Source organism: Roseibium sp. Sym1, from assembly GCF_027359675.1.
In the GTDB taxonomy this organism is placed as follows: domain Bacteria; phylum Pseudomonadota; class Alphaproteobacteria; order Rhizobiales; family Stappiaceae; genus Roseibium.
This window is the reverse complement of sequence record NZ_CP114786.1, coordinates 2681723-2701176: the sequence shown is the minus strand read 5'-3', so window position 1 is coordinate 2701176 and position 19454 is coordinate 2681723. Positions and strand designations below refer to the sequence as shown.

Here is a 19454-nt window from a genome sequence, read left to right as displayed (position 1 = left end):
CCTCAGGTCACAAGGTGGTCAAAACCGGTCCGCGCGATAGGGCACCGGATCGACGACGGGACGCATGCCCTCGATCATGTCGGCGACCAGTTCGCCGGTCACGGCGGACTGGGTCAGGCCATGATGGGCATGGCCGAAGGCGTAGAAGATGCGCTCATGCCGCGACGCCGGAGAGATCACCGGCAGACTGTCGGGAATGGAGGGCCGGTATCCCATCCAGCGCTTGCCGCCCTCTTCCTTCAAACCGGGATAGAACCGCCGCGCCTTGGCGATCATCGCGTCGACGCGCTTCCAGTTCGGCGGCAGGTTCAGACCGCCGAACTCGACCGCGCCGCCAACGCGCAGACCGGTGGAAAGCGGTGACATGACGAAACCGTGTCCCGGCAGCATGATCATGCGCTTCACCGATATGCCGGGTTCCGGCACGGTGATGTTGTAACCACGTTCGGTGTCGAGCGGAATGCGGTCGCCGAGCTGGCCTGCAAGGGTCTTCGACCATGCACCACAGGCAATCACCAGCCGCTCGGCATCGATTGTCGATCCGTCCTTCAGCACCAGTCCGCACCCGGCTTCGGACGGCAGCAGCCGCGCCACCTCGCCGGTCGCGAAGGTCACACCCTGTGTCTTCAGCCAGTCCGCAAGCGACAGGCACAAGTGTTTCGGCTCGTCGACCTGCATCCAGCCGGGCACGAGGGCACCGCCGATGACGCGGTCCGACAGGTCCGGCTCCAGGTCGCGGATTTGTTCCGCACCCAGTTCCTCGACCTCGATGCCGTGACGGCGCTGCTCGGCCCAGCCGCCGCGGGCGTCCTCAAGCGAAGCAGCGGTATCGAAGAGTTCCAGACAGCCGTCACGACGCACCTGATTGTGCGTTCCCGATACGCGCCAGAGCGCCTCCCAGGCCGGCAGCGCCGCTCCGTTCAGCTCGACCAGCGCCTGTGTGCTGCGCGCGACCCGGTCCGGACTCGAGGCGGCCAGGAACCGCAGCATCCAGGGCAGGATTTTCAGGGCATAGGCCGGGCGGACCGACAGGGGCCCAAGCGGATCGGCCAGCCACTTGATGGCCTGTTTCCAGAGCCCCGGAGTGGCCATCGGCGCCACATCCGTCCAGGCGATGGCGGCGGCATTGCCCTGGCTGGCGCCAGCGGCGGGGCCTTCCCGGTCAAGGATCGTGACATCATATCCGCGCTGCACCAGGCTGGCGGCCGTCGCCAGTCCCACCACACCGGCGCCGATGACATGGACGTGTCCCTTGCTCATTCTGATTGACCGGCTTCCTGTTTGATTGGCAGCTGCACCGGAGGGGTTACCGGCTGCAGGGTCTGGTTTGGCCGAACACCCGTCCCCGGCGGTGGTTCGATAGTGTTGTTTCTATCAGTGTCAGACTCGTGCCAGGTGTCAACATCTGATATATCAAAAGTACATCTGGAATTGAAAATGGGCGTTTCCCTTGATGGCAAGCGATCTCAGCCAATCCGCGCAGGCCTACCTCCTCCTGGAAGAGGAGATCGTCACCTTGCGCCTGAAGCCCGGCGAGGCGATCACCGAGGCCTCGCTGACGCAGCGGACAGGACTGGGCAGAACACCCATCCGGGAAGCCATCCAGCGGCTCAGCTGGGAAGGGCTCCTGTCGATCCGGCCACGCCTCGGCATCATCGTCGCGGAAATGAACCCTTCCGATTTCCTGAAAGTCCTGGAAGCCCGCCACGGCCTCGAACGCCTGGTTGCGGGACTTGCCGCCCGGCTTGCCGGCAAGGACGAGCGGCGGACCCTGGAGGCCTGCGCGGAAGACATGCGCGAAGCGGCCGCCAAGTCGGATGTCGAGGATTACCTGCGGCACGACAAGGCCTTCGACGATGTCGTCTCGCAGGCCGCCTGCAATCCCTTCGCCACCAAGGCGCTTGCCCCCTTGCAGACCCATAGCCGGCGCTTCTGGTACCGCCACTTCGGCGAGGAGGACCTCAATCCGGCGGCCTGGAGCCATCTGGAGGTCATGCGGGCCATCGCTGGTGGCGACGAGGACGCCGCCGGCGAACACGCGGACAACCTGATGCTCTATTTGCGCCGGCAGGCGACGAGTCTCGTCAGCAGACCACGCTAGATCAAGCCGCGGCAGGGAAATAGGAGCGCGTCCTGTTCGCCAGGGCCACCAGTGACAACATGACCGGAACTTCCACCAGCACCCCGACAACCGTTGCCAGCGCCGCGCCGGAATTCAGACCGAACAGACTGATGGCAACGGCAACGGCAAGTTCAAAGAAGTTCGATGTTCCGATGAGCGCGGCCGGCGCGGCCGTGTTGAACGGCACCCGCCACAGGTATGCCCACAGGTAGGCAACAAGGAAGATGCCGTAGCTTTGAATAAGCAACGGTATCGCAATCAGGACTATGACGAGGGGCTTTTCAAGGATGGTTTGTGCCTGGAAACCGAACAGCAGGACAACTGTTGCCAGGAGACCCAGGACCGAGAAGGGTTTGACCTTGCCGGTAAACTCCGCGATCCGTTCCTCATTGTCGTTCCCGTCCAGCGCCTTGCGCGTGAAATATCCCGCCACAAGAGGAATGACAACGTAGAGGATCACCGACAGCAGGAGCGTTTGCCAGGGCACGACAATGTCCGTAACGCCGAGCAGCAGGGCCGCGATCGGCGCAAATGCAAACACCATGATGATGTCGTTGATGGACACCTGAACGAGCGTGTAATTCGCGTCGCCCCGCACAAGCTGGCTCCAGACGAACACCATGGCCGTGCAGGGAGCGACCCCGAGCAGGATCATGCCTGCGATATATTCCTTCGCCGTCTGCGGGTCGACGAGGCCCGCGAACAGATATTCGAAAAACAGGATCCCGAGCGCGGCCATGGTGAAGGGTTTGATCAGCCAGTTGACCACGACCGTAATGCACAGGCCCTTCGGCTTGCGGCCGACGTCCTTCAGGGACGCAAAGTCCACATTCACCATCATGGGATAGATCATCACCCAGATGAGTACGGCGACCACCAGATTGACACTGGCGTATTCCAGGGAGGCGATGACCTGAAAGACATCGGGCACGAAAGCCCCGAGACCGACACCTGCCGCGATGCAAAGCGCCACCCACAGTGACAGGTAACGTTCGAAAAGCCCCATGGGCGACGAAGTATCTTGACTCATGACGTTCTTTCTCAGTTGAACCTTCAGGCGTTGAGCAGCCTGGAAACGGACATGTCTTTGTGGGTCACGGCACGCGAGACCACTTGCTGACAGGGAACGACCTTCTTCAAACGGATTTCGGCCTTGTCCCGGAAACGCGACAGGCTGAAATCAGGCATTCGAAAGATCCTGGGTATCGGCAGTCGCCCCAATGGCCACGAGCCGCGCCTTGCCGTCGTCCGCGGTGAAAACACGGTCGCCGAGCGCCAGCATCGCGTTGATGCGCCGTTCCAGGCGCTCATAGGCGAGGTCGAAGGCGGCCGCGCGGGTGGCGTCATCGCCCTGCACGCCTGCCGGGTCCGGGATGCCCCAGTGCACCACCATCGGGTGCCCCGGCCACACGGGGCAGGCCTCGCCGGCGGCGCTGTCGCAGACGGTGATGATCAGGTCCATCCTGGGAGCGTCCAGGCCGGAGAATTCCTCCCAGCTCTTGGAGCGGAAACCGTCGCTCGGCAGGCCGTGGCGCTCCAGACAGGCGAGCGCGTCCGGATTGACCGTGCCGCGCGGCGTCGACCCGGCCGAGAAGCTCCGGAAGCTGCCCTGCCCCAGATGCCGGAACAGCGCTTCTCCAAGCACGGAGCGGGCCGAATTGGCCGTGCAGATGATTAGAACATTGCGCATTTGAATGATGGCCCCACCAGTGATTGCGCAGTCAGCGCGCTTTTCCCGTATCACAAACTCCGCCGGCCGCCAGGCTGGCGATCGGAGCGCACAGCTCCGGGTTTCCACCGCAGCAATCCTGCAGCAGGTAGGTCACGAGAACCTGCATGGTCTGAAGGTTCGCGCGGTAGCAGATCGAGCGCCCGTCCCGCTCGGCGAGTACAAGACCGGAACGGGACAAGGCGCCCAGGTGGGTCGACAGGGTGTTTGGACGCACGTCGAGCGCGTCGGAAACGGCGCCGGCGGTCATGCCTTCCTTTCCGGCTTTCACCAGCAGGCGAAAGACGTCGAGGCGGGTCTCCTGGCCAAGGGCTGCCAATGCGTTGAGAGCGTCTTCTTTTTCCATATTTCGAGAATACTCGAAATAACGAATAATGCAACCTCGATTTCGCGCAACCGGAAAAGAAAGGCCCTGCTCCAGGGGAGCAGGGCCTTTCCGAACAGTCGCCGTTGACGGTTGTGCCTCAGGCGGCCTTTGCCGCCAGGCGCTTGCGGATGCTTTCCACGTCCGCGCGCGGTGTCGCGGCGAACAGCGTCTTGGTGTAGTCGTGCTGCGGGTTTTCGAAGACCTCGTCCCGCGTGCCGTATTCCACCACCTCGCCGAAATACATCACCATCACCTTGTCGGCGATGTAGCGCACCACCGACAGGTCGTGGGAGATGAACACGTAGGTGAGGTTCATCTCCTCCTGCAGGTCGGCCAGCAGATTGAGGATCTGCGCCTGGACCGACAGGTCCAGCGCGGACACCGGTTCGTCGAGCACGAGCAGCTTCGGCTTCATCATAATCGCCCGGGCAATCGCGATGCGCTGGCGCTGGCCACCGGAGAACATGTGCGGATAGCGGCCGTAGTGTTCCGGCTGCAGCCCCACTTTCTCCAGCATCTGAAGCGCCAGGTCGCGGCGTTCGGCCGCCGGCATGTCGGTGTTGAGCAGCAGCGGCTCTTCTAGCACGTGACCGATCTTCTGGCGCGGGTTGAGCGAGCCATAGGGGTTCTGGAAGACGATCTGCACCTTCTGGCGCATTTCCTTCGAGATCCCGGTCTTGGAGATGTCGATCGGCAGGCCGTCGATCTCGATCAATCCGGAGGATTGCGCGTCGATCATGGTCAGCATGCGCGCCAGCGTGGACTTGCCACAGCCGCTTTCGCCGACCACGGCCAGGGTCGTGCCGCGTTCCACGTCCAGATTGACACCCTTGACGGCAGTCAGGGTGGATGCCTTCTTGAACATGCCGCCCTTGATGTCATAGGTCCGGTAAAGGTCGCGGACCTTGAGGATCACATCTTTGGACATTTAAAATCCTCCCGCTTCGGCATAATCGCTGACGGTCGGCAACCGGTCGCCGGTGGCATTCTCGGGAAGCGCCGACAGCAGGGCCTTGGTGTAAGGGTTCTGCGGGTTTTCAAACAGGTCGAGCACGCCGGACTCTTCCATCTTGCGGCCCTGGTACTGGACGATCACGCGGTCGGCGGTTTCCGCGACCACGCCCATGTCGTGGGTGATCATGATCAGCCCCATGCCGCTGTCCTGTTGCAGCTGGACCAGAAGGTCCAGGATCTGTTTCTGGATGGTCACGTCGAGCGCGGTGGTCGGCTCGTCGGCGATCAGCAGTTTCGGTTGGCAGGCAATTGCCATGGCGATCATCACGCGCTGGCACTGGCCACCCGACATCTGATGCGGAAAGGCATTGAGCCGTCCCTCCGGATCCGGAATGCCGACCGAGGTCATCAGCTCGATCACCCGATCCTTGATCTGCCGGCCCTTGAGCGCAGTATGCGTTTTCAGGGTCTCACCCAGCTGGAAGCCGACGGTGAAACACGGATTGAGGCTGGCGATCGGCTCCTGGAAGATCATCGAGATGTCCTTGCCGATCACCTTGCGGCGCGCCTTGGCGGTTAGGGTGCGCAGGTCAAGGCCCTCGAAATCCATCTTGTCCGCGGTGATTGTCGCGGTGTCCGGCAGCAGTCCCATGGTCGCCAGCATGGCAACGGACTTGCCGGACCCGGACTCCCCGACGATGGCCAGGACTTCACCGGCGTCAACCGTGTAGTCGACGCCGTCCAGGGCCTTGAACGGGCCTTTGGCGGTGTCGAACTCGACTTTCAGGTTGCGAATTTCAAGAAGAGACATGGGCTCAGCTCCTCTTCAGCTTCGGATCGAGCGCATCGCGCAGGCCGTCGCCGACCAGGTTGATGGCCAGAACGGTGATCAGGATGGCAAAGCCGGGGAAGGTCACCACCCACCAGGCGCGCAGGATGAACTCGCGTGCTTCCGCCAGCATCGTGCCCCATTCGGGCGTCGGCGGTTGCGCGCCCATGCCCAGGAAGCCGAGGGCGGCCGCGTCCAGGATCGCATTGGAGAAGGACAGGGTCGCCTGAACGATCAACGGCGCCAGACAGTTCGGCAGGATGGTCTTGAACATCAGCCGCATGTGACCGGCACCGGCCACCTTGGCCGCGACCACATAATCGCGCGAGCGCTCCGACAGCACGGCGGCGCGGGTCAGGCGCACGAAATGCGGCTGCAGGACGATGGCGATCGCGATCATCGCGTTGATCAGGCCCGGCCCCAGGATGGCCACCAGCACGAGGGCGAGCAGCAGCGACGGGAAAGCCAGTATGATGTCCATCACCCGCATGATGAAGGTGTCGACCGCACCGCGCATGTAGCCGGCGACCAGGCCGAGCACGATGCCGCCCACCAGGGCGATGGAGACGACGACCACGCCGATGAACAGCGAGAACCGCGCACCGAAGATCAGGCGCGAGAGAATGTCGCGGCCGACGGCGTCGGTCCCGAGGATGAAAGCGGCCTTGCCGCCTTCCTGCCAGACCGGCGGCACCAGGAAACTGTCGCGGTACTGCAGGTCGGGATCGTGCGGCGCGACCAGGGGTGCGAACACCGCCATCAGCACCAGGAGAACGAAGATGACGAGGCCGATCACCGCGCCCTTGTTCTGCGAGAAGTAGTACCAGAACTCGATCAGCCGCGCCTTGGTGGCGTTGCGGCTTTCTTCCTCGAGCTTGGCGGTATCGGCCTTGGTGGCCGGGGAGGTATCTGTCATGTCGGAATACCCTCGGCTCAATTGTGGCGGATGCGCGGATTGATCAGGCCGTAAAGCACGTCCACGATCAGGTTGACCAGCATGATGATCCCGGCGATGAGCAGCAGGCCGCCCTGGACCACGAAATAGTCGCGGCGGGAAATGCTGTCGACGAGCCATTTGCCGATGCCCGGCCAGGAAAAGATCGTTTCCGTCAGAATGGCGCCGGCCAGCAGCACGCCGACCTGGAGGCCGATGGTGGTGATCACCGGGATCAGGGCATTGCGCAGGGCATGCAGGCCGATCACCGATCGAGGCGGCAGGCCCTTTGCGCGGGCGGTGCGGACATAGTCCTCACCCAGCACTTCCAGCATCGCGGAGCGGGTCTGCCGGGCAATCACGGCAAGCGGAATGGTCGCCAGCACGATCGACGGCAGGATCAGGTGCCGGACCGCGGACAGGAAGGCGCCCTTTTCCCCCGACAGCAGACTGTCGATCAGCATGAACCCCGTCACCGACGGGAAGAAGAACATCAGCGAGATGCGGCCCGAAACCGGGGTCCAGCCCAGAATGCCGGAAAACAGGATGATCAGCAGCAGGCCCCACCAGAAGATCGGCATCGAATAGCCGACCAGCGCCGTGCCCATGATCGCCTGGTCGGCGATCGAGCCGCGCTTCACGGCGGCGAAGATCCCTGCGGGAATGCCGATGCAGACCGCCAGGATGATGGCGCACAGCGCCAGCTCGGCGGTCGCGGGAAACAGCGTCATGAACTCGTCGAGAACGGGCTTCTTCGAGGCAAAGGAAGTGCCGAGATCGCCCTGGAAGACGCCGAGAACGTAATCGATATATTGCTGCCACAGCGGCTTGTCGAAGCCCATCTGTGCCATCAGCTCGGCCTTGCGCTCGTCGGAGATCCCGCGTTCACCTGCAAGCAGGTCGAGCGGGTCACCGGGCAGCAATCGGATGAAGGAGAAGGCGACGAGCGTGACGCCGATGAATGTCGGTATCAACAGGCCCAGACGGCCTAGAAGAAAACGGAGCATGTCAGGTTCCAGATACAAAGAACCAGCGGAAACCGTCACAAGTCATGAGAGTGCCCGCCGGTCAGAATGTTCGAAGGCGCCGGCATTGCTGCCAGCGCCTCCTTGAGATCAGGCGGATTTACTCCGCGATGTCCACACCGTCAAACCAGTGACCGCCGAGCGGGTCCATGACGTAGCCGGTGACCTTGGAGGACATCGGCATGAACACGACGGAGTGCGCGATGGTTGCCCACGGAGCCTGCTCCTTGAAGACGACCTGTGCCTGTTCGTAGAGCTTGGTGCGCTCTGCCTTGTCGGTCACGGTCTTGGCCTTCTGGATCAGGGCTTCGAAGTCGTCGTCGCACCACTGGGCGCGGTTCGAACCGCCAACGCCGTCACAGCCGAGCAGAACGGCCAGGAAGTTGTCCGGGTCGCCGTTGTCGCCGGTCCAGCCGAGCAGCACGGCACCGTCACGATCGACGTCCTTGGAACGGGACAGGTACTCACCCCATTCGTAGGAAACGATCTCGACGTCGACGCCGACCTTGGCGAAGTCAGCCTGAATGACTTCCGCCATGCGACGGGCATTCGGGTTGTACGGACGCTGCACCGGCATCGCCCAGATCTTCATGGACAGGTCGGAAACGCCGGCTTCTTCCAGCATCTTCTTCGCCAGTTCCGGATCGTATGCGTCGTCCTTGATGGCGTCGTTGTAGGACCACATCGTCGGCGGAATCGGGTTCTTCGCCGCCTGGCCGGAGCCCTGGAAAACGGCGTCGAGGATTGCCTGCTTGTTGATCGCGTGGTTCAGCGCCTTGCGGACTTCCTTCTTGTCGAACGGAGCCACCTTGGTGTTGTAGGCGAGATAACCGACGTTCAGGCCCTGCTGCTCCATGAGCGTCAGGCTTTCATCGGACTGAATGTCGGCGATGTCGGCCGGTGCCGGATACGGCATGACGTGACATTCGCCGGCCTTCAGCTTCTGCAGGCGCACGGCGGCATCCGGGGTGATCGCGAAGATCAGGTTGTCGATCGGCTGCGCGCCGTTCCAGTAGTCTGCGTGGGCGCCATAACGGATCACGGCGTCTTTCTGGTAACCGACGAACTTGAACGGACCGGTACCGACCGGCTGCTGGTTCAGCAGTTCCTTGGTGCCGGCGGCTTCAAGCTGGGCGGCATATTCGGCCGACATGATGGACGCGAAGTCCATCGCCAGGTTGGCGAGCATCGGCGCTTCCGGACGGTTCAGCACGAACTTGACCTTGTAGTCGTCAACCTTGACGATCTCCTTGATCAGGTCCGGCATCGACATGCCGTTGAAGTATTCCCAGGCGGTGCCCGGCGTATACTCGTGCCACGGATGATCCTTCTTCAGCTGGCGCTCGAAGGAAAAGACCACGTCATCGGCGTTGAAATCGCGGGTCGGCGTGAAGAAGTCGGTGGTGTGAACCTTCACGCCCTTGCGCAGGTTGAAGGTGTACTCCAGGCCGTCTTCGGAGACTTCCCAGCTTTCTGCCAGGCCCGGCAGCACTTCGGTGGTGCCGCGCTTGAACTCGACAAGCCGGTTGTAGAGCGGCTTGGAGGAAGCATCGAACGTGGTGCCGGCGGTGTAGAGTGCGGTGTCGAAGCCTTCAGGAGACCCTTCGGAGCAATAAACCAGGGTTTTTGCCGAAGCGCCCGTTGCTGCGATCACAGCAAGGCTCGCGCCAAGAAGGGTTGCCTTCAAGGTTTTTTGGAAATTCATCAAACTGTTCTCCCCTTGATGAAGAGCCAGGGCTTTGCATCATTGGATCGTGCAAAGGAGTTGAGCCCAAGCCAGCGCAAACTAAGGCTTTTTTCTGGCAGAAAATCAACTGCCAACATATTTCTAATTTACCGCAGTTTTTGAAATTTTTTTGCTAGGTAAGGCATGCTGCCGTAAATATTTAACACGAATGACCATTGTTAATGAAAACAAATACCGCAACGGCACCATATTTCGGGCTTCAACTAACCGCCTGAAAACAAAAGGCTCTCACAAAAGCGAGAGCCTTCGTTTTTTTCAATCCTGCGTGGTACGGGTTCGTTTGACCGCATCCCGCCAACCGGACAGCAATCGGGACCGTTCACTTTCCTGTAAACGCGGTTCGAACCGCTTCTCCAGTTTCCACTCCGCGGAAAAGGCCTCCGGGCCCGGCCAGACGCCGGCCTTGTATCCGGCGAGCCACGCGGCGCCGAGCGCGGTGGTCTCTGCAACGGTCGGCCGGTCGACCGGAGCCCCGAGAATGTCGGCCAGAAATTGCATGGTCCAGTCCGAGGCGGTCATGCCCCCGTCCACGCGCAGGACCGGCTTCTCGGCATCCGGCCAGTCCGCCTGCATGGCCTCGATGAGATCGCTCGTCTGGTAGCCGACGCTCTGCAGCACCGCCCGCGCGATTTCCTTCGGCCCGGTGTTCCGGGTCAGGCCGAGCAGGGCGCCGCGCGCGTCCGCATCCCAGTAGGGCGCACCGAGCCCGACAAAGGCCGGCACCAGGTAGACATCCTGCGTCGGATCCGCAGCCTCCGCCAGGGCCTGCGACTCGCCCGCGCTTTCGATCAGTCCCAAGCCGTCGCGCAGCCACTGAACCGCGGCCCCCGCGATGAAGATCGATCCCTCGAGCGCATAGGTCGTCTCGCCGTTCAGCCGGTAGGCGATCGTGGTCAGCATCCGGTTGCGCGACCTGACCGGGGACCGGCCGGTGTTCATCAGCGCGAAACAGCCCGTACCATAGGTGGACTTGACCATGCCGGGCCTGAAACAGGCCTGTCCGACCGTCGCGGCCTGCTGATCGCCCGCCACGCCGAGGATCGGGATGGCCCGGCCGAACAGCTCCGGATCGGTCATGCCGAACTCGTCGGCACTGTCCTTCACCTCCGGGAGCATGCTCATCGGCACACCCAGATGCGCGCACAGGCTTTCGTCCCAGGCATTGTCGTGAATGTTGTAGATCAGCGTCCGGGACGCATTTGTCGCGTCCGTGACATGGACCCTGCCGCCCGTGAGCTGCCAGATCAGCCAGGTATCGACCGTGCCGAAGGCAAGGTCGCCGCGTTCGGCCCGTTCCCGGGCGCCGTCGACATTGTCCAGGATCCAGGCGATCTTGGTGCCGGAGAAATAGGGGTCCAGCAAAAGACCTGTTTTCGCGGTGAAGGTTTCCTCGAGCCCCTCGCCCCGCAGCCTGGCGCAGGTTTCCGAGGTGCGCCTGTCCTGCCAGACGATGGCATTGTAGACCGGCTCGCCGGTCGCCCTGTCCCAGACCAGCGTGGTTTCGCGCTGGTTTGTTATGCCGATCGCGGCAACATCCGCTCCGCCGCCCGGCGCTTTCTCCATGGCCTCACGGCAGACCCTGAGCGTGCTTGTCCAGATGTCGGACGGCACGTGTTCCACCCAGCCCGATTTCGGAAAATGCTGCGGGAATTCCTGCTGCCCCGTGCTGATCGGCTGAAAATCGTCACTGAACACAATGGCCCGACTGGACGTTGTGCCCTGGTCAATCGCCAAAACCCCTCCGGACATGGCGTCCCTCCCGCTTTTCTCGTCTTGTCATGGAAACCGCCGGCAATGCCGGCGGATCACGTGAAACCCTTGTTGAAAACTATGCCGCAGCGCCTGCACGCTCCGCAAGATAACCGGCCATGAAAGCTTCGAGGACCGCAGCCTCCTCACTGCTGAGCCTGAGACCGAGCTTGGTCCGCCGCCACAGGACATCTGCCGCGGTACGGGCCCATTCACGCTCCATCAGCCACTTCACTTCCGCTTCATAAAGGTTGTAGCCGAAACACTGGCCGAGATCGGCGGTGCTTTTGGCCTCGCCGAGGAAATGACGCGCGTCTGTTCCGTAGAGCCGGATCAGGCGTGTTGCCAGCACCTGGCCCAGGAACGGATAGTCCTTTTCCAGCCGCGCGACCTCGTCATCGAACGCGTCCACCTTGAAATCGCCGCCCGGCAACGGCGCGCCGGCGGTCCACACACCCCGCTCGAACGGCAGATACGGCTCCAGTTTCGCCAGCACCTGCTCGGCAAGCTTGCGATAGGTCGTGATCTTGCCGCCGAAGACGGACAGCACCGCAGGTGTGTCCGCGCCGCCATCGAGCTCGAGGACATAGTCGCGCGTGGCGGCCTTGGCGTCCTTGGCGCCGTCGTCATAGAGAGGCCGGACACCGGAATAGGTGTGCACCACATCGGCCGGCGTCACAGGCTTCTCCAGATATTCGCTGACGGCCTTGCACAGATAGGCGATCTCGTCCTGCGAAATCTCGACCTCGCCAAGGTCGCCGGTGAAGTCGACGTCCGTCGTGCCGACAAGCGTGAAGTCGTTCTCATAGGGAATTGCGAAGACAATGCGCCCGTCGCCATTCTGGAAAATGAAACAGCGGTCATGGTCGAACTGGCGCGGCACGATGATATGGCTGCCCTTGACCAGGCGAATGCGCGAGGAATTGTTGGAACCGACCACCCCGTTGAGCATGTCGGCGACCCAGGGCCCCGCAGCGTTGACGATCACCTTGGCGGTGACGGTGCTTTCCTCTCCGGTTGCCAGGTCCTTCAGGAGGGCGGTCCAGGTGTCCCCGTCGCGCCGCGCGCTGACACATTTGGTCCGGGTCCTGATGTCGGCCCCGCGGTCGGCGGCGTCGCGCGCGTTGAGCACGACCAGGCGGGCGTCGTCGACCCAGCAGTCGGAATACTCGAAACCCTTGTGGAACAGCTGTTTCAGACCCTGTGAAAACGGTTGTTGATCGAGACGCACCGTCTTGGTGGCCGGCAGCAGTTTGCGGCCACCCAGATGGTCGTAGAGAAACAGGCCGAGGCGCAGCAGCCAGGCCGGCCTCAGGTCCTTGTGATGCGGCAGGATGAAGCGCAGCGGCCAGGCGATGTGCGGCGCCATCCGCCAGAGCACCTCGCGCTCTTTCAGCGCTTTGCGGACAAGGTCGAACTCGTAATATTCAAGGTAACGCAGGCCGCCGTGAATCAGCTTGGTCGAGGCGGAGGACGTCGCCCCGGCCAGGTCGCCCATCTCGACGAGCATGACGGAAGCTCCCCGGCCGACCGCATCGCGCGCAATGCCCGTCCCGTTGATACCCCCGCCAATGACCAGAAGATCGTAATCAGCCGCCATACCCTGACCCCGGCTCGTTTGAACTCACATATTTTGACATGAAATGAAAATAAAACGAAACTGTACGAAATTCAATCAACTAATTCGCAACGCCAGAAATGAAAATGCCCCGGAGCCGGCGGGGGCACGGCTACCCGGAGCACATTTCGGTTTTCATAGGCACAAGTCTATGTATTTACTGGATTTAACCGTCGTCCGCAGGGGCGTCGTCCGCCACATCACCGGCCGTTACCGGCAATTTTCGGCGTTGTTTCGGTTTTTCCAGTTCTTCCGCAAACGGGGGCGTGGCCGCGTGATAGGTAACCTGCGGGAACGGAATCTCGATGTCACGCTCGTCGAAGACCTGTTTGACGAACTCGTTGAAGGCGCGTCCCACGCTCCACTGGTCCCCCGGCAGGGTCTTGATGCGTCCTCGGATATCGATCGAGCTCGCGCCGAAATTGGTGACACCGTGCATTTCGAATTCGTCGAGGATCTTCGGCCCGAAGTCGGTTTCCTTCAGCCGCCGGAAAGCCTCCAGCATCGCCTCCTTGGCCGCACCGATATCCGTGTCGTAGGACACGCCGATCAGCGCGACATGATACGAGAAGCCGCGCATGAAGTTGGATACCATGTCGACCGATGAAAACGGAATGATGTGGGTGGTCCCGTCGAGGTCGCGCATGCGGACCGACCGCACGGTCAGGCCCTCGACCGTGCCTGTGATACCGGCGACCGTAACCACGTCGCCCTCGTTGATGGCGTTTTCGATCTGGATGAACGCACCGGTGATGATGTCCTTCACCAGCGTTTGCGCGCCGAACGAGATCGCCAGGCCGACGACACCGGCACCGGCGATCAGCGGGCCGATGTCCACGCCGATCTCCGACAGGGCCAGCAAGGTGGCCATGACGATGATGACAACGGTGGACGCGTTGCGGAACAGCTGGAACAGCGTGCGTTCGCGGGCCGTCACGATATGGCCGGACCGCGCCTGAAGCCTGAGGTCGACCCAGGACATCACCGCCAGCCAGATCGTGAACGCGACCAGCAGCACCAGGAGCGCGGACCCGTAGCTGCTCAAAAGCTGCACACCTGCCTCGCTCACCAGCCAGTCGATCAGGGACAGGACTCCCCAGATCTCCAGCAGCAGCAGCATGGTGACAAGGAACACCGCGAAGCGGATGATCTTGAGCAGGCGCGGAACGAAGGCATTCAGCCGGTGTTGCAGCGCCGGCAGGGTCCGGTTGAGTTCATCCGGCAACCGGATGCCCCCCTTGATGGCCCGCGTCATCACCAGCGACAGCACCATCCCGGCCATGATCGTCAGGATGGACAGGCCGGTCGCCCGGATGATGATGGTGGTCGCGTCGAAGGGACGGGTCACCCAGATAATGAAAATGGCGACGATGTACCCCAGCGCGGCGATGTGCCAGAGCCGGCCGACCGCGGTCAGGGCCCTGCGCGCCAGGGCGCTCTGCAGATGTCCGGCATAGTCTTTGGTTCCCTCTTGTACCCGTTGGCGGTTCCGCAAGACCAGCACTGCCAGATAGATCATGCCAAGCAGGACCACTATGAAACGCAGCGCGTTGCCGAGCACGAAGGACACAGCCACATTGGCGACGGGAACCGCCAGGAAAACCCCGTAGATGATCCAGTACAGGAACAGCCTGAGACGCCGGTACCAGTAGAGCGAGCTGTCGTCGGTGAAGGGCAACAGACGCAGTTCGGGACGGCCGGGCGCGAAGATGAACCGCAGGGCCACATTGGCCAGGCCTATGACGAAAAACGCGTTGAGGGCGAGGCTCTCCTGCAGCGTGACCCCGGTATCGAACCCGCCGTAACTCAGCAGCGCCGCCCCGTTGCCCACCGCCCAGCCGATGCCGACGGTAATCCCGTCGACAATCGAGGTCAGGATGAGAATGAAGCTGCGTGTGAGACCGCCGCCATAGCGTGCATAGACGGACATGCGCGGATAGAGTGCCTTGGCGGCAATCTGGCTGATCAGGAAACCCGCATAGGCGGCGACCAGCACGAAAACGACCTGGATGGCGATTTCCTGCGCGCGCTCCCATTTGACGGGTATGTCGCCGCGCAGCACCAGCCCCAGTCCGTTCAGGGACCGCAACGCCTGTTCGAGCAGGTAGCCCGTATCGTCGACCAGGACCCGGGTATACTCACCGACCCGGAGTGCGAGATTCTCCTGCATCGATGCGTCTTCCGGCACCGCCGCCGGGCTGTTTGCATCTTGCGGGGCTGCCCCTGCACCGGTTCCACCGGCCCCGGATGCCGCTGTGCTCTTCTGGAGCAGCTCGAGAAACGCGGCCCGGCTCTCAGGATCATTCAGAACCTTGACCAGCGCCTCGTTGGCCTGTTCGATCTGCTGCGAGGAGCTTCCCTTGGCTGCCGACCCTTGATCATTTGCTTCCTGGGCCACGACCGGCAAAAGCCCGGCGAAAAACAGCGCCACAAGGGCGAAAATGCAGCTGCGCAATATCGTCATTTCAAACTCGTTCCGGATCCATCGTCGGGCAGGCAAATCATCTGGCAACGACAATATGGAGGAACTCGCGGCATTGGAAAGGTCCGTCGACCAACTTCCCGGGTTTTTGCGCCGCACAAATACCAGCCAAGCAAAAGGCGCAGTTGAACTGCCTTCCACGTGTTATCTAGCAGGCATCTTTTTTCACTTATCAACGAATTTTGTGAAATTACGCAGGGTCACGGCGCGACATCATTCCAACAGGTAACGTATTAATAACAATATAGGCGTCAGTTTGTACTGACGAGGAGGAAGGATGCCAAGGTCCTTGATCAAGCTTGCCCTTGAAGGCACGGATGAAGCGCGCAGGCGTCTGTTCGCGCAGGTGAGCGAACTCGTCATAACCGATCTGGATCAGCGCACCGATCGCGAGCTCGCGGTCTTCTCCGAAGTCATTATCAAGCTGTACTCGGTAGGGTCCTCGAAGGACAGGGCGCGGCTCGCGCAAAAACTCGCCACACAGGCCAACACGCCCGTCGAACTCGCGCGCAGGATCGCCGAGGACGAGGTCAGCGTCGCCATGCCGATACTGGCCCATTGCCCGGTCTTTTCCCAGGAAGACCTGCTCGATTTCGTCGAGCGTCTCAGCAATGGCCACCGGCAGGTTCTTGCCCGCCGCCATGATCTCTCTCCCGAAGTCTCTGACATTATCGCTGAAAAAGGCGACCGGCCGGTGCATCGCATTCTGGCGGGCAACCGGGAAATCCGGCTCTCGCGCGAAACCATGCTCACCCTGGTCAAGTACGCCACGGAAGATTCCGTGCTGCGCGAAGACCTGTGCCTGCGCTCGGATTTGTCTCCGTCGGTCTGCCGCACCCTGCTGCCGCTCGTCGATGACGACACCAAGAAACGCCTGCACCGCATCATTGAAGGGGCGCTGTCCCAGGAACAGCTCGACCAGATTGCCAGGCTGAAATTGCTGCGCCGAGAGTTCGGTGCCGCGCTCGACAATACCGACATGAACCTCCTCTGGCTGGAAGCCGAACGGTCGGACATCACCGTGAATGAGCTGACGATCCTTCTTCTGCAGGACGGCCGTTTCAACCACGTGATCGAATTGCTGAGCGCCCGCGGCAGGACAACGCAGAAGTCCCTGAAGGACGCGGTGTTCAACGGCAAGCCGGATCTTGTCCTCAAGACCGCGGCCAGGGCCGAGCTGGATGTTGCGACTTTTGCCCTGTTCGCAAAGATACGCTGCGAGCACCTTAAGGTGCCCTTCACACAGGGCTCGGAATGGACAGCGGCCTACAAGAAGCACCTGGAAGACAACGCACACACGAAGCAATCCCGCTGTGGCGACTTCCAGGCCAACCGCCGTCCGAAGAAGCTGCGCCCGACAGGGAACCGGAGCGCCCGCGTGGCGGCAATCTGAAATTCTGCAAAAAACCGGAACCGCGTCAGTTTCTGGTACACAGCGCCGCCGCAAGCGCGGTGGTCAGTGTCGCTGTGGCGTAGAACCACAGTCCCGGCAGGATCGCGGCAGCGGCCAATCCGCTGGTCTTTGCCGCAAACAGAACCAGGGCCACCAGCATCACGTCCAGCATTGACCATTTGCTGACCATGGACAGCAATGCCAGCGACCGCGTCCTGGCTCCGCTCAGGACCACGACATGAATGAGAATGATCTTCACTGCCGGAAAGCCGATGGAGAACAACCCGACGATTGCCGCGAGCGCCGCGTCTCCCTCGAGCCACAGGCCCTGCACCATCTCGATCAGCGTCGGGCGGTCTTCAAGAAAATACAACCGCTCGAATCTCATCAGCGGCTGGGTCAGGCCGAGCGCGAAGGAGAATGTGGAAAGGGGAAGCAGGAGTGCCAGGAAGAATCGCATGGAATGTTCTGGCTCCCGGCAATGGACGTGTGGCGATGGATCGCGTCGTACGGCATATGGGTTGCCGATCGCCATTTCCCTATATCACCGGCGCCGGAAACCGCAAAACCTGACCGTCGGCAACGACGGTCAGGCCAAAAGGGAAGCATCTTGGCGTGAGTCGGCCGTCGCGCGGCGGCCGGTCTGAAATCCGGGAACCTGCCGCGCCGTCTAGCGCATCCGGGCCCGTGAGGCGACTTCGTCGAGCTGATCCTGCTCCGCCATTTCCTGGGCGGTGCGCTCGCGTTGCTGGTCGCGCTCCTCCAGCTGCTCGAACTTCTTCAGTTCCTCGATCGCTTCGCTGAGTTCGTCCTGGGCACGCTGCAACTGGTCGTCCAGTTCATGGGCGGAATTGCGCAGGTTGTCGCGGCGGTCGGCGGCGGCCTTGGCGAAAGTCGGATAGGCAAAATGAGTGACATCCGTAATGCCGACCCGCTCCTGCTCGGACCTGATTTGGTCGTCGAGCTCGTCGGCCATCCGGTTGAACTCGGCAATCATGCTCTCGATCTGAGCGAGTTGCCGCCGTTTTTCGTCAACTTGAAACCGCTTCAGGCGGATCAAACTGTCTCGGGTTTTCATAACTCAATACTCCCCTAACACGGGCAGTCTACCCCTGAGTCATTTCCAAAAGGTTGGCAAGTTGCTGATACCCGTCAGAAAGTGACGTTGCTTCGTCTTTTCCCTGATTCAGGAATTCATCGATCATCTCGAACCGGTAGATGGCCTCGTCAACCGTCGGGTCTGATCCCTTGCGGTAGGCGCCGAGGCGGATGAGTTCCTCCATATCCGTATATGTGGACAGGAGCTGCCGCGCCTTGCGCAGGACCGGAAGCTGTTCGGGCGGCACGCAGCGCGGCATCGTTCTGGAAACCGATTTGAGCACATTGATCGCCGGATAGCGTCCGCGCTCCGCAATCGCGCGTTCCATGACAATGTGGCCGTCGAGAATGCCGCGCACGGCGTCTGCGACCGGTTCGTTGTGATTGTCCCCCTCGACCAGAACTGTGAACAGGCCGGTGATCGAGCCGGCGCCTTCCCTGCCCGGCCCCGCACGCTCCAGCAGGCGCGGCAGTTCGGTGAACACGGTCGGCGTGTAGCCCTTGGAGGTCGGCGGTTCGCCGACGGACAGGCCGATCTCCCGCTGCGCCATCGCGAATCGGGTGACCGAATCCATCATGCACAGGACATTTTTGCCCTCGTCGCGGAAATGCTCCGCCACCGTCATGGCAAGATAAGCTGCCTGGCGGCGCATGAGCACGCTTTCATCGGAGGTCGCCACGACCACCACGGAGCGCTCCAGTCCGGATTCGCCGAGGTCGTCCTCGATGAATTCCTGAACCTCACGGCCCCGTTCGCCGATCAGGCCGATCACGGCGACATCGCATTTGGTGTTGCGCGCCAGCATCGACATCAACACCGACTTGCCGACGCCGGAGCCCGCGAAGATCCCCATTCGCTGGCCTTCGCAACAGGTTACGAAAGTGTTGAGGGCCCGGACACCCAGATCCAGCGGCGGTCCGACTCGTTTACGTTCCGAGGCCGGAGGAGGTGAACTTCGCAATTTGCGAGGCACTCCGCCATTTGGAAGAACTCCTTTACCATCAATCGGTTCACCAAGTGCATTGACCACCCTGCCCAGCCAGGCATTGGCCGGGTGCACCACGCTGTCGCGGGAAACGATTACGGCCTTGCAGCCCATGCGCACGCCTTCCAGGCCTGAAAACGGCATGCACAGGGCGTGTCCTTCGCGAAAACCGACGACTTCCGCGGGAACTTTCGGGTTATCCTCACCGCTGTCGATCAAAAGTCGGGAGCCCACGCTCATCTCGTGAATCGGTCCCGCGATCTCCACGAGAAGGCCCTGAACCGCCGTAACTCGGCCGTAAATCTCGGTCGGCATCAGCGAATCGATCTCGGCGAAAAGCGCCTTCACGTAAATTTCCTTCCCCCGTTAACGGATTCGGTAACTGTTCGTTTACGACTCTGGTTAATCTTAACCTTTGGAA

Annotated in this window: 18 protein-coding genes; 2 read left to right on the top strand and 16 right to left on the bottom strand. The window is 61.8% G+C overall.

Annotation, left to right across the window (positions count from 1 at the left end; translation table 11 throughout):
* Window positions 1–18: 18 nt before the first annotated feature.
* Window positions 19–1260: an NAD(P)/FAD-dependent oxidoreductase gene (locus O6760_RS12340; RefSeq protein ID WP_269585655.1), complete on the bottom strand. Its 1242-nt coding sequence runs from the start codon at window positions 1258–1260 to the stop codon at window positions 19–21.
* Between the two features lie 193 nt (window positions 1261–1453).
* Here O6760_RS12340 and O6760_RS12335 point away from each other — a divergent pair, with 193 nt between their 5' ends.
* Window positions 1454–2101: a GntR family transcriptional regulator gene (locus tag O6760_RS12335; RefSeq protein WP_269585654.1), complete on the top strand. Its 648-nt coding sequence runs from the start codon at window positions 1454–1456 to the stop codon at window positions 2099–2101.
* Between the two features lies 1 nt (window position 2102).
* Here the strand turns inward: O6760_RS12335 and arsB are convergent, their stop codons facing one another.
* The 12 genes from arsB to O6760_RS12275 form a co-directional block, all read right to left on the bottom strand.
* Window positions 2103–3152, bottom strand: coding sequence for an ACR3 family arsenite efflux transporter (gene arsB / locus O6760_RS12330; protein WP_269585653.1), 1050 nt, complete (start codon window positions 3150–3152; stop codon window positions 2103–2105).
* A gap of 23 nt (window positions 3153–3175) precedes the next feature.
* Complete coding sequence (locus tag O6760_RS12325; RefSeq protein ID WP_269585652.1) at window positions 3176–3310, bottom strand: hypothetical protein; 135 nt, start codon at window positions 3308–3310, stop codon at window positions 3176–3178.
* Window positions 3303–3812, bottom strand: coding sequence for an arsenate reductase ArsC (locus tag O6760_RS12320; protein ID WP_269585651.1), 510 nt, complete (start codon window positions 3810–3812; stop codon window positions 3303–3305). The genes O6760_RS12325 and O6760_RS12320 overlap by 8 nt, the downstream gene beginning before the upstream one ends.
* A gap of 31 nt (window positions 3813–3843) precedes the next feature.
* Window positions 3844–4197, bottom strand: coding sequence for an ArsR/SmtB family transcription factor (locus O6760_RS12315; RefSeq protein WP_269585650.1), 354 nt, complete (start codon window positions 4195–4197; stop codon window positions 3844–3846).
* Window positions 4198–4315: 118 nt separating this feature from the next.
* Window positions 4316–5146: a dipeptide ABC transporter ATP-binding protein gene (locus O6760_RS12310; RefSeq protein WP_269585649.1), complete on the bottom strand. Its 831-nt coding sequence runs from the start codon at window positions 5144–5146 to the stop codon at window positions 4316–4318.
* Window positions 5147–5983 (bottom strand): ABC transporter ATP-binding protein, encoded by an 837-nt coding sequence (locus O6760_RS12305; protein WP_269585648.1) that lies wholly within the window; start codon window positions 5981–5983, stop codon window positions 5147–5149.
* A gap of 4 nt (window positions 5984–5987) precedes the next feature.
* Window positions 5988–6917 (bottom strand): ABC transporter permease subunit, encoded by a 930-nt coding sequence (locus tag O6760_RS12300; protein ID WP_269585647.1) that lies wholly within the window; start codon window positions 6915–6917, stop codon window positions 5988–5990.
* 17 nt (window positions 6918–6934) lie between these two features.
* A complete protein-coding gene (locus tag O6760_RS12295) occupies window positions 6935–7942 on the bottom strand; it encodes an ABC transporter permease subunit (protein WP_269585646.1) in 1008 nt (335 codons plus the stop codon).
* Window positions 7943–8060: 118 nt separating this feature from the next.
* A complete protein-coding gene (locus O6760_RS12290; protein ID WP_269585645.1) occupies window positions 8061–9665 on the bottom strand; it encodes an ABC transporter substrate-binding protein in 1605 nt (534 codons plus the stop codon).
* Window positions 9666–9962: 297 nt separating this feature from the next.
* Window positions 9963–11456 carry a glycerol kinase GlpK gene (gene glpK, locus O6760_RS12285; protein ID WP_269585644.1) on the bottom strand — a complete coding sequence of 498 codons (1494 nt, stop codon included), beginning with the start codon at window positions 11454–11456 and terminating at the stop codon, window positions 9963–9965.
* A gap of 79 nt (window positions 11457–11535) precedes the next feature.
* A complete protein-coding gene (glpD, locus tag O6760_RS12280) occupies window positions 11536–13056 on the bottom strand; it encodes a glycerol-3-phosphate dehydrogenase (RefSeq protein WP_269585643.1) in 1521 nt (506 codons plus the stop codon).
* A 184-nt stretch (window positions 13057–13240) separates the two neighbouring features.
* A complete protein-coding gene (locus tag O6760_RS12275) occupies window positions 13241–15538 on the bottom strand; it encodes a mechanosensitive ion channel domain-containing protein (protein WP_269585642.1) in 2298 nt (765 codons plus the stop codon).
* A gap of 295 nt (window positions 15539–15833) precedes the next feature.
* Between O6760_RS12275 and O6760_RS12270 the strand changes: the two genes are divergently transcribed.
* Entirely contained in the window at window positions 15834–16949 is a 1116-nt protein-coding gene (locus O6760_RS12270; RefSeq protein WP_269585641.1) for a DUF2336 domain-containing protein, read from the top strand.
* Between the two features lie 25 nt (window positions 16950–16974).
* Here O6760_RS12270 and O6760_RS12265 read toward each other — a convergent pair whose 3' ends face one another.
* From O6760_RS12265 to fliI, 3 genes are all read right to left on the bottom strand, one after another.
* Complete coding sequence (locus tag O6760_RS12265; RefSeq protein ID WP_269585640.1) at window positions 16975–17409, bottom strand: paraquat-inducible protein A; 435 nt, start codon at window positions 17407–17409, stop codon at window positions 16975–16977.
* A gap of 210 nt (window positions 17410–17619) precedes the next feature.
* Window positions 17620–18027 carry a flagellar export protein FliJ gene (gene fliJ / locus O6760_RS12260; RefSeq protein ID WP_269585639.1) on the bottom strand — a complete coding sequence of 136 codons (408 nt, stop codon included), beginning with the start codon at window positions 18025–18027 and terminating at the stop codon, window positions 17620–17622.
* Window positions 18028–18055: 28 nt separating this feature from the next.
* Complete coding sequence (gene fliI, locus O6760_RS12255) at window positions 18056–19381, bottom strand: flagellar protein export ATPase FliI (protein WP_442969873.1); 1326 nt, start codon at window positions 19379–19381, stop codon at window positions 18056–18058.
* Window positions 19382–19454: the final 73 nt, after the last annotated feature.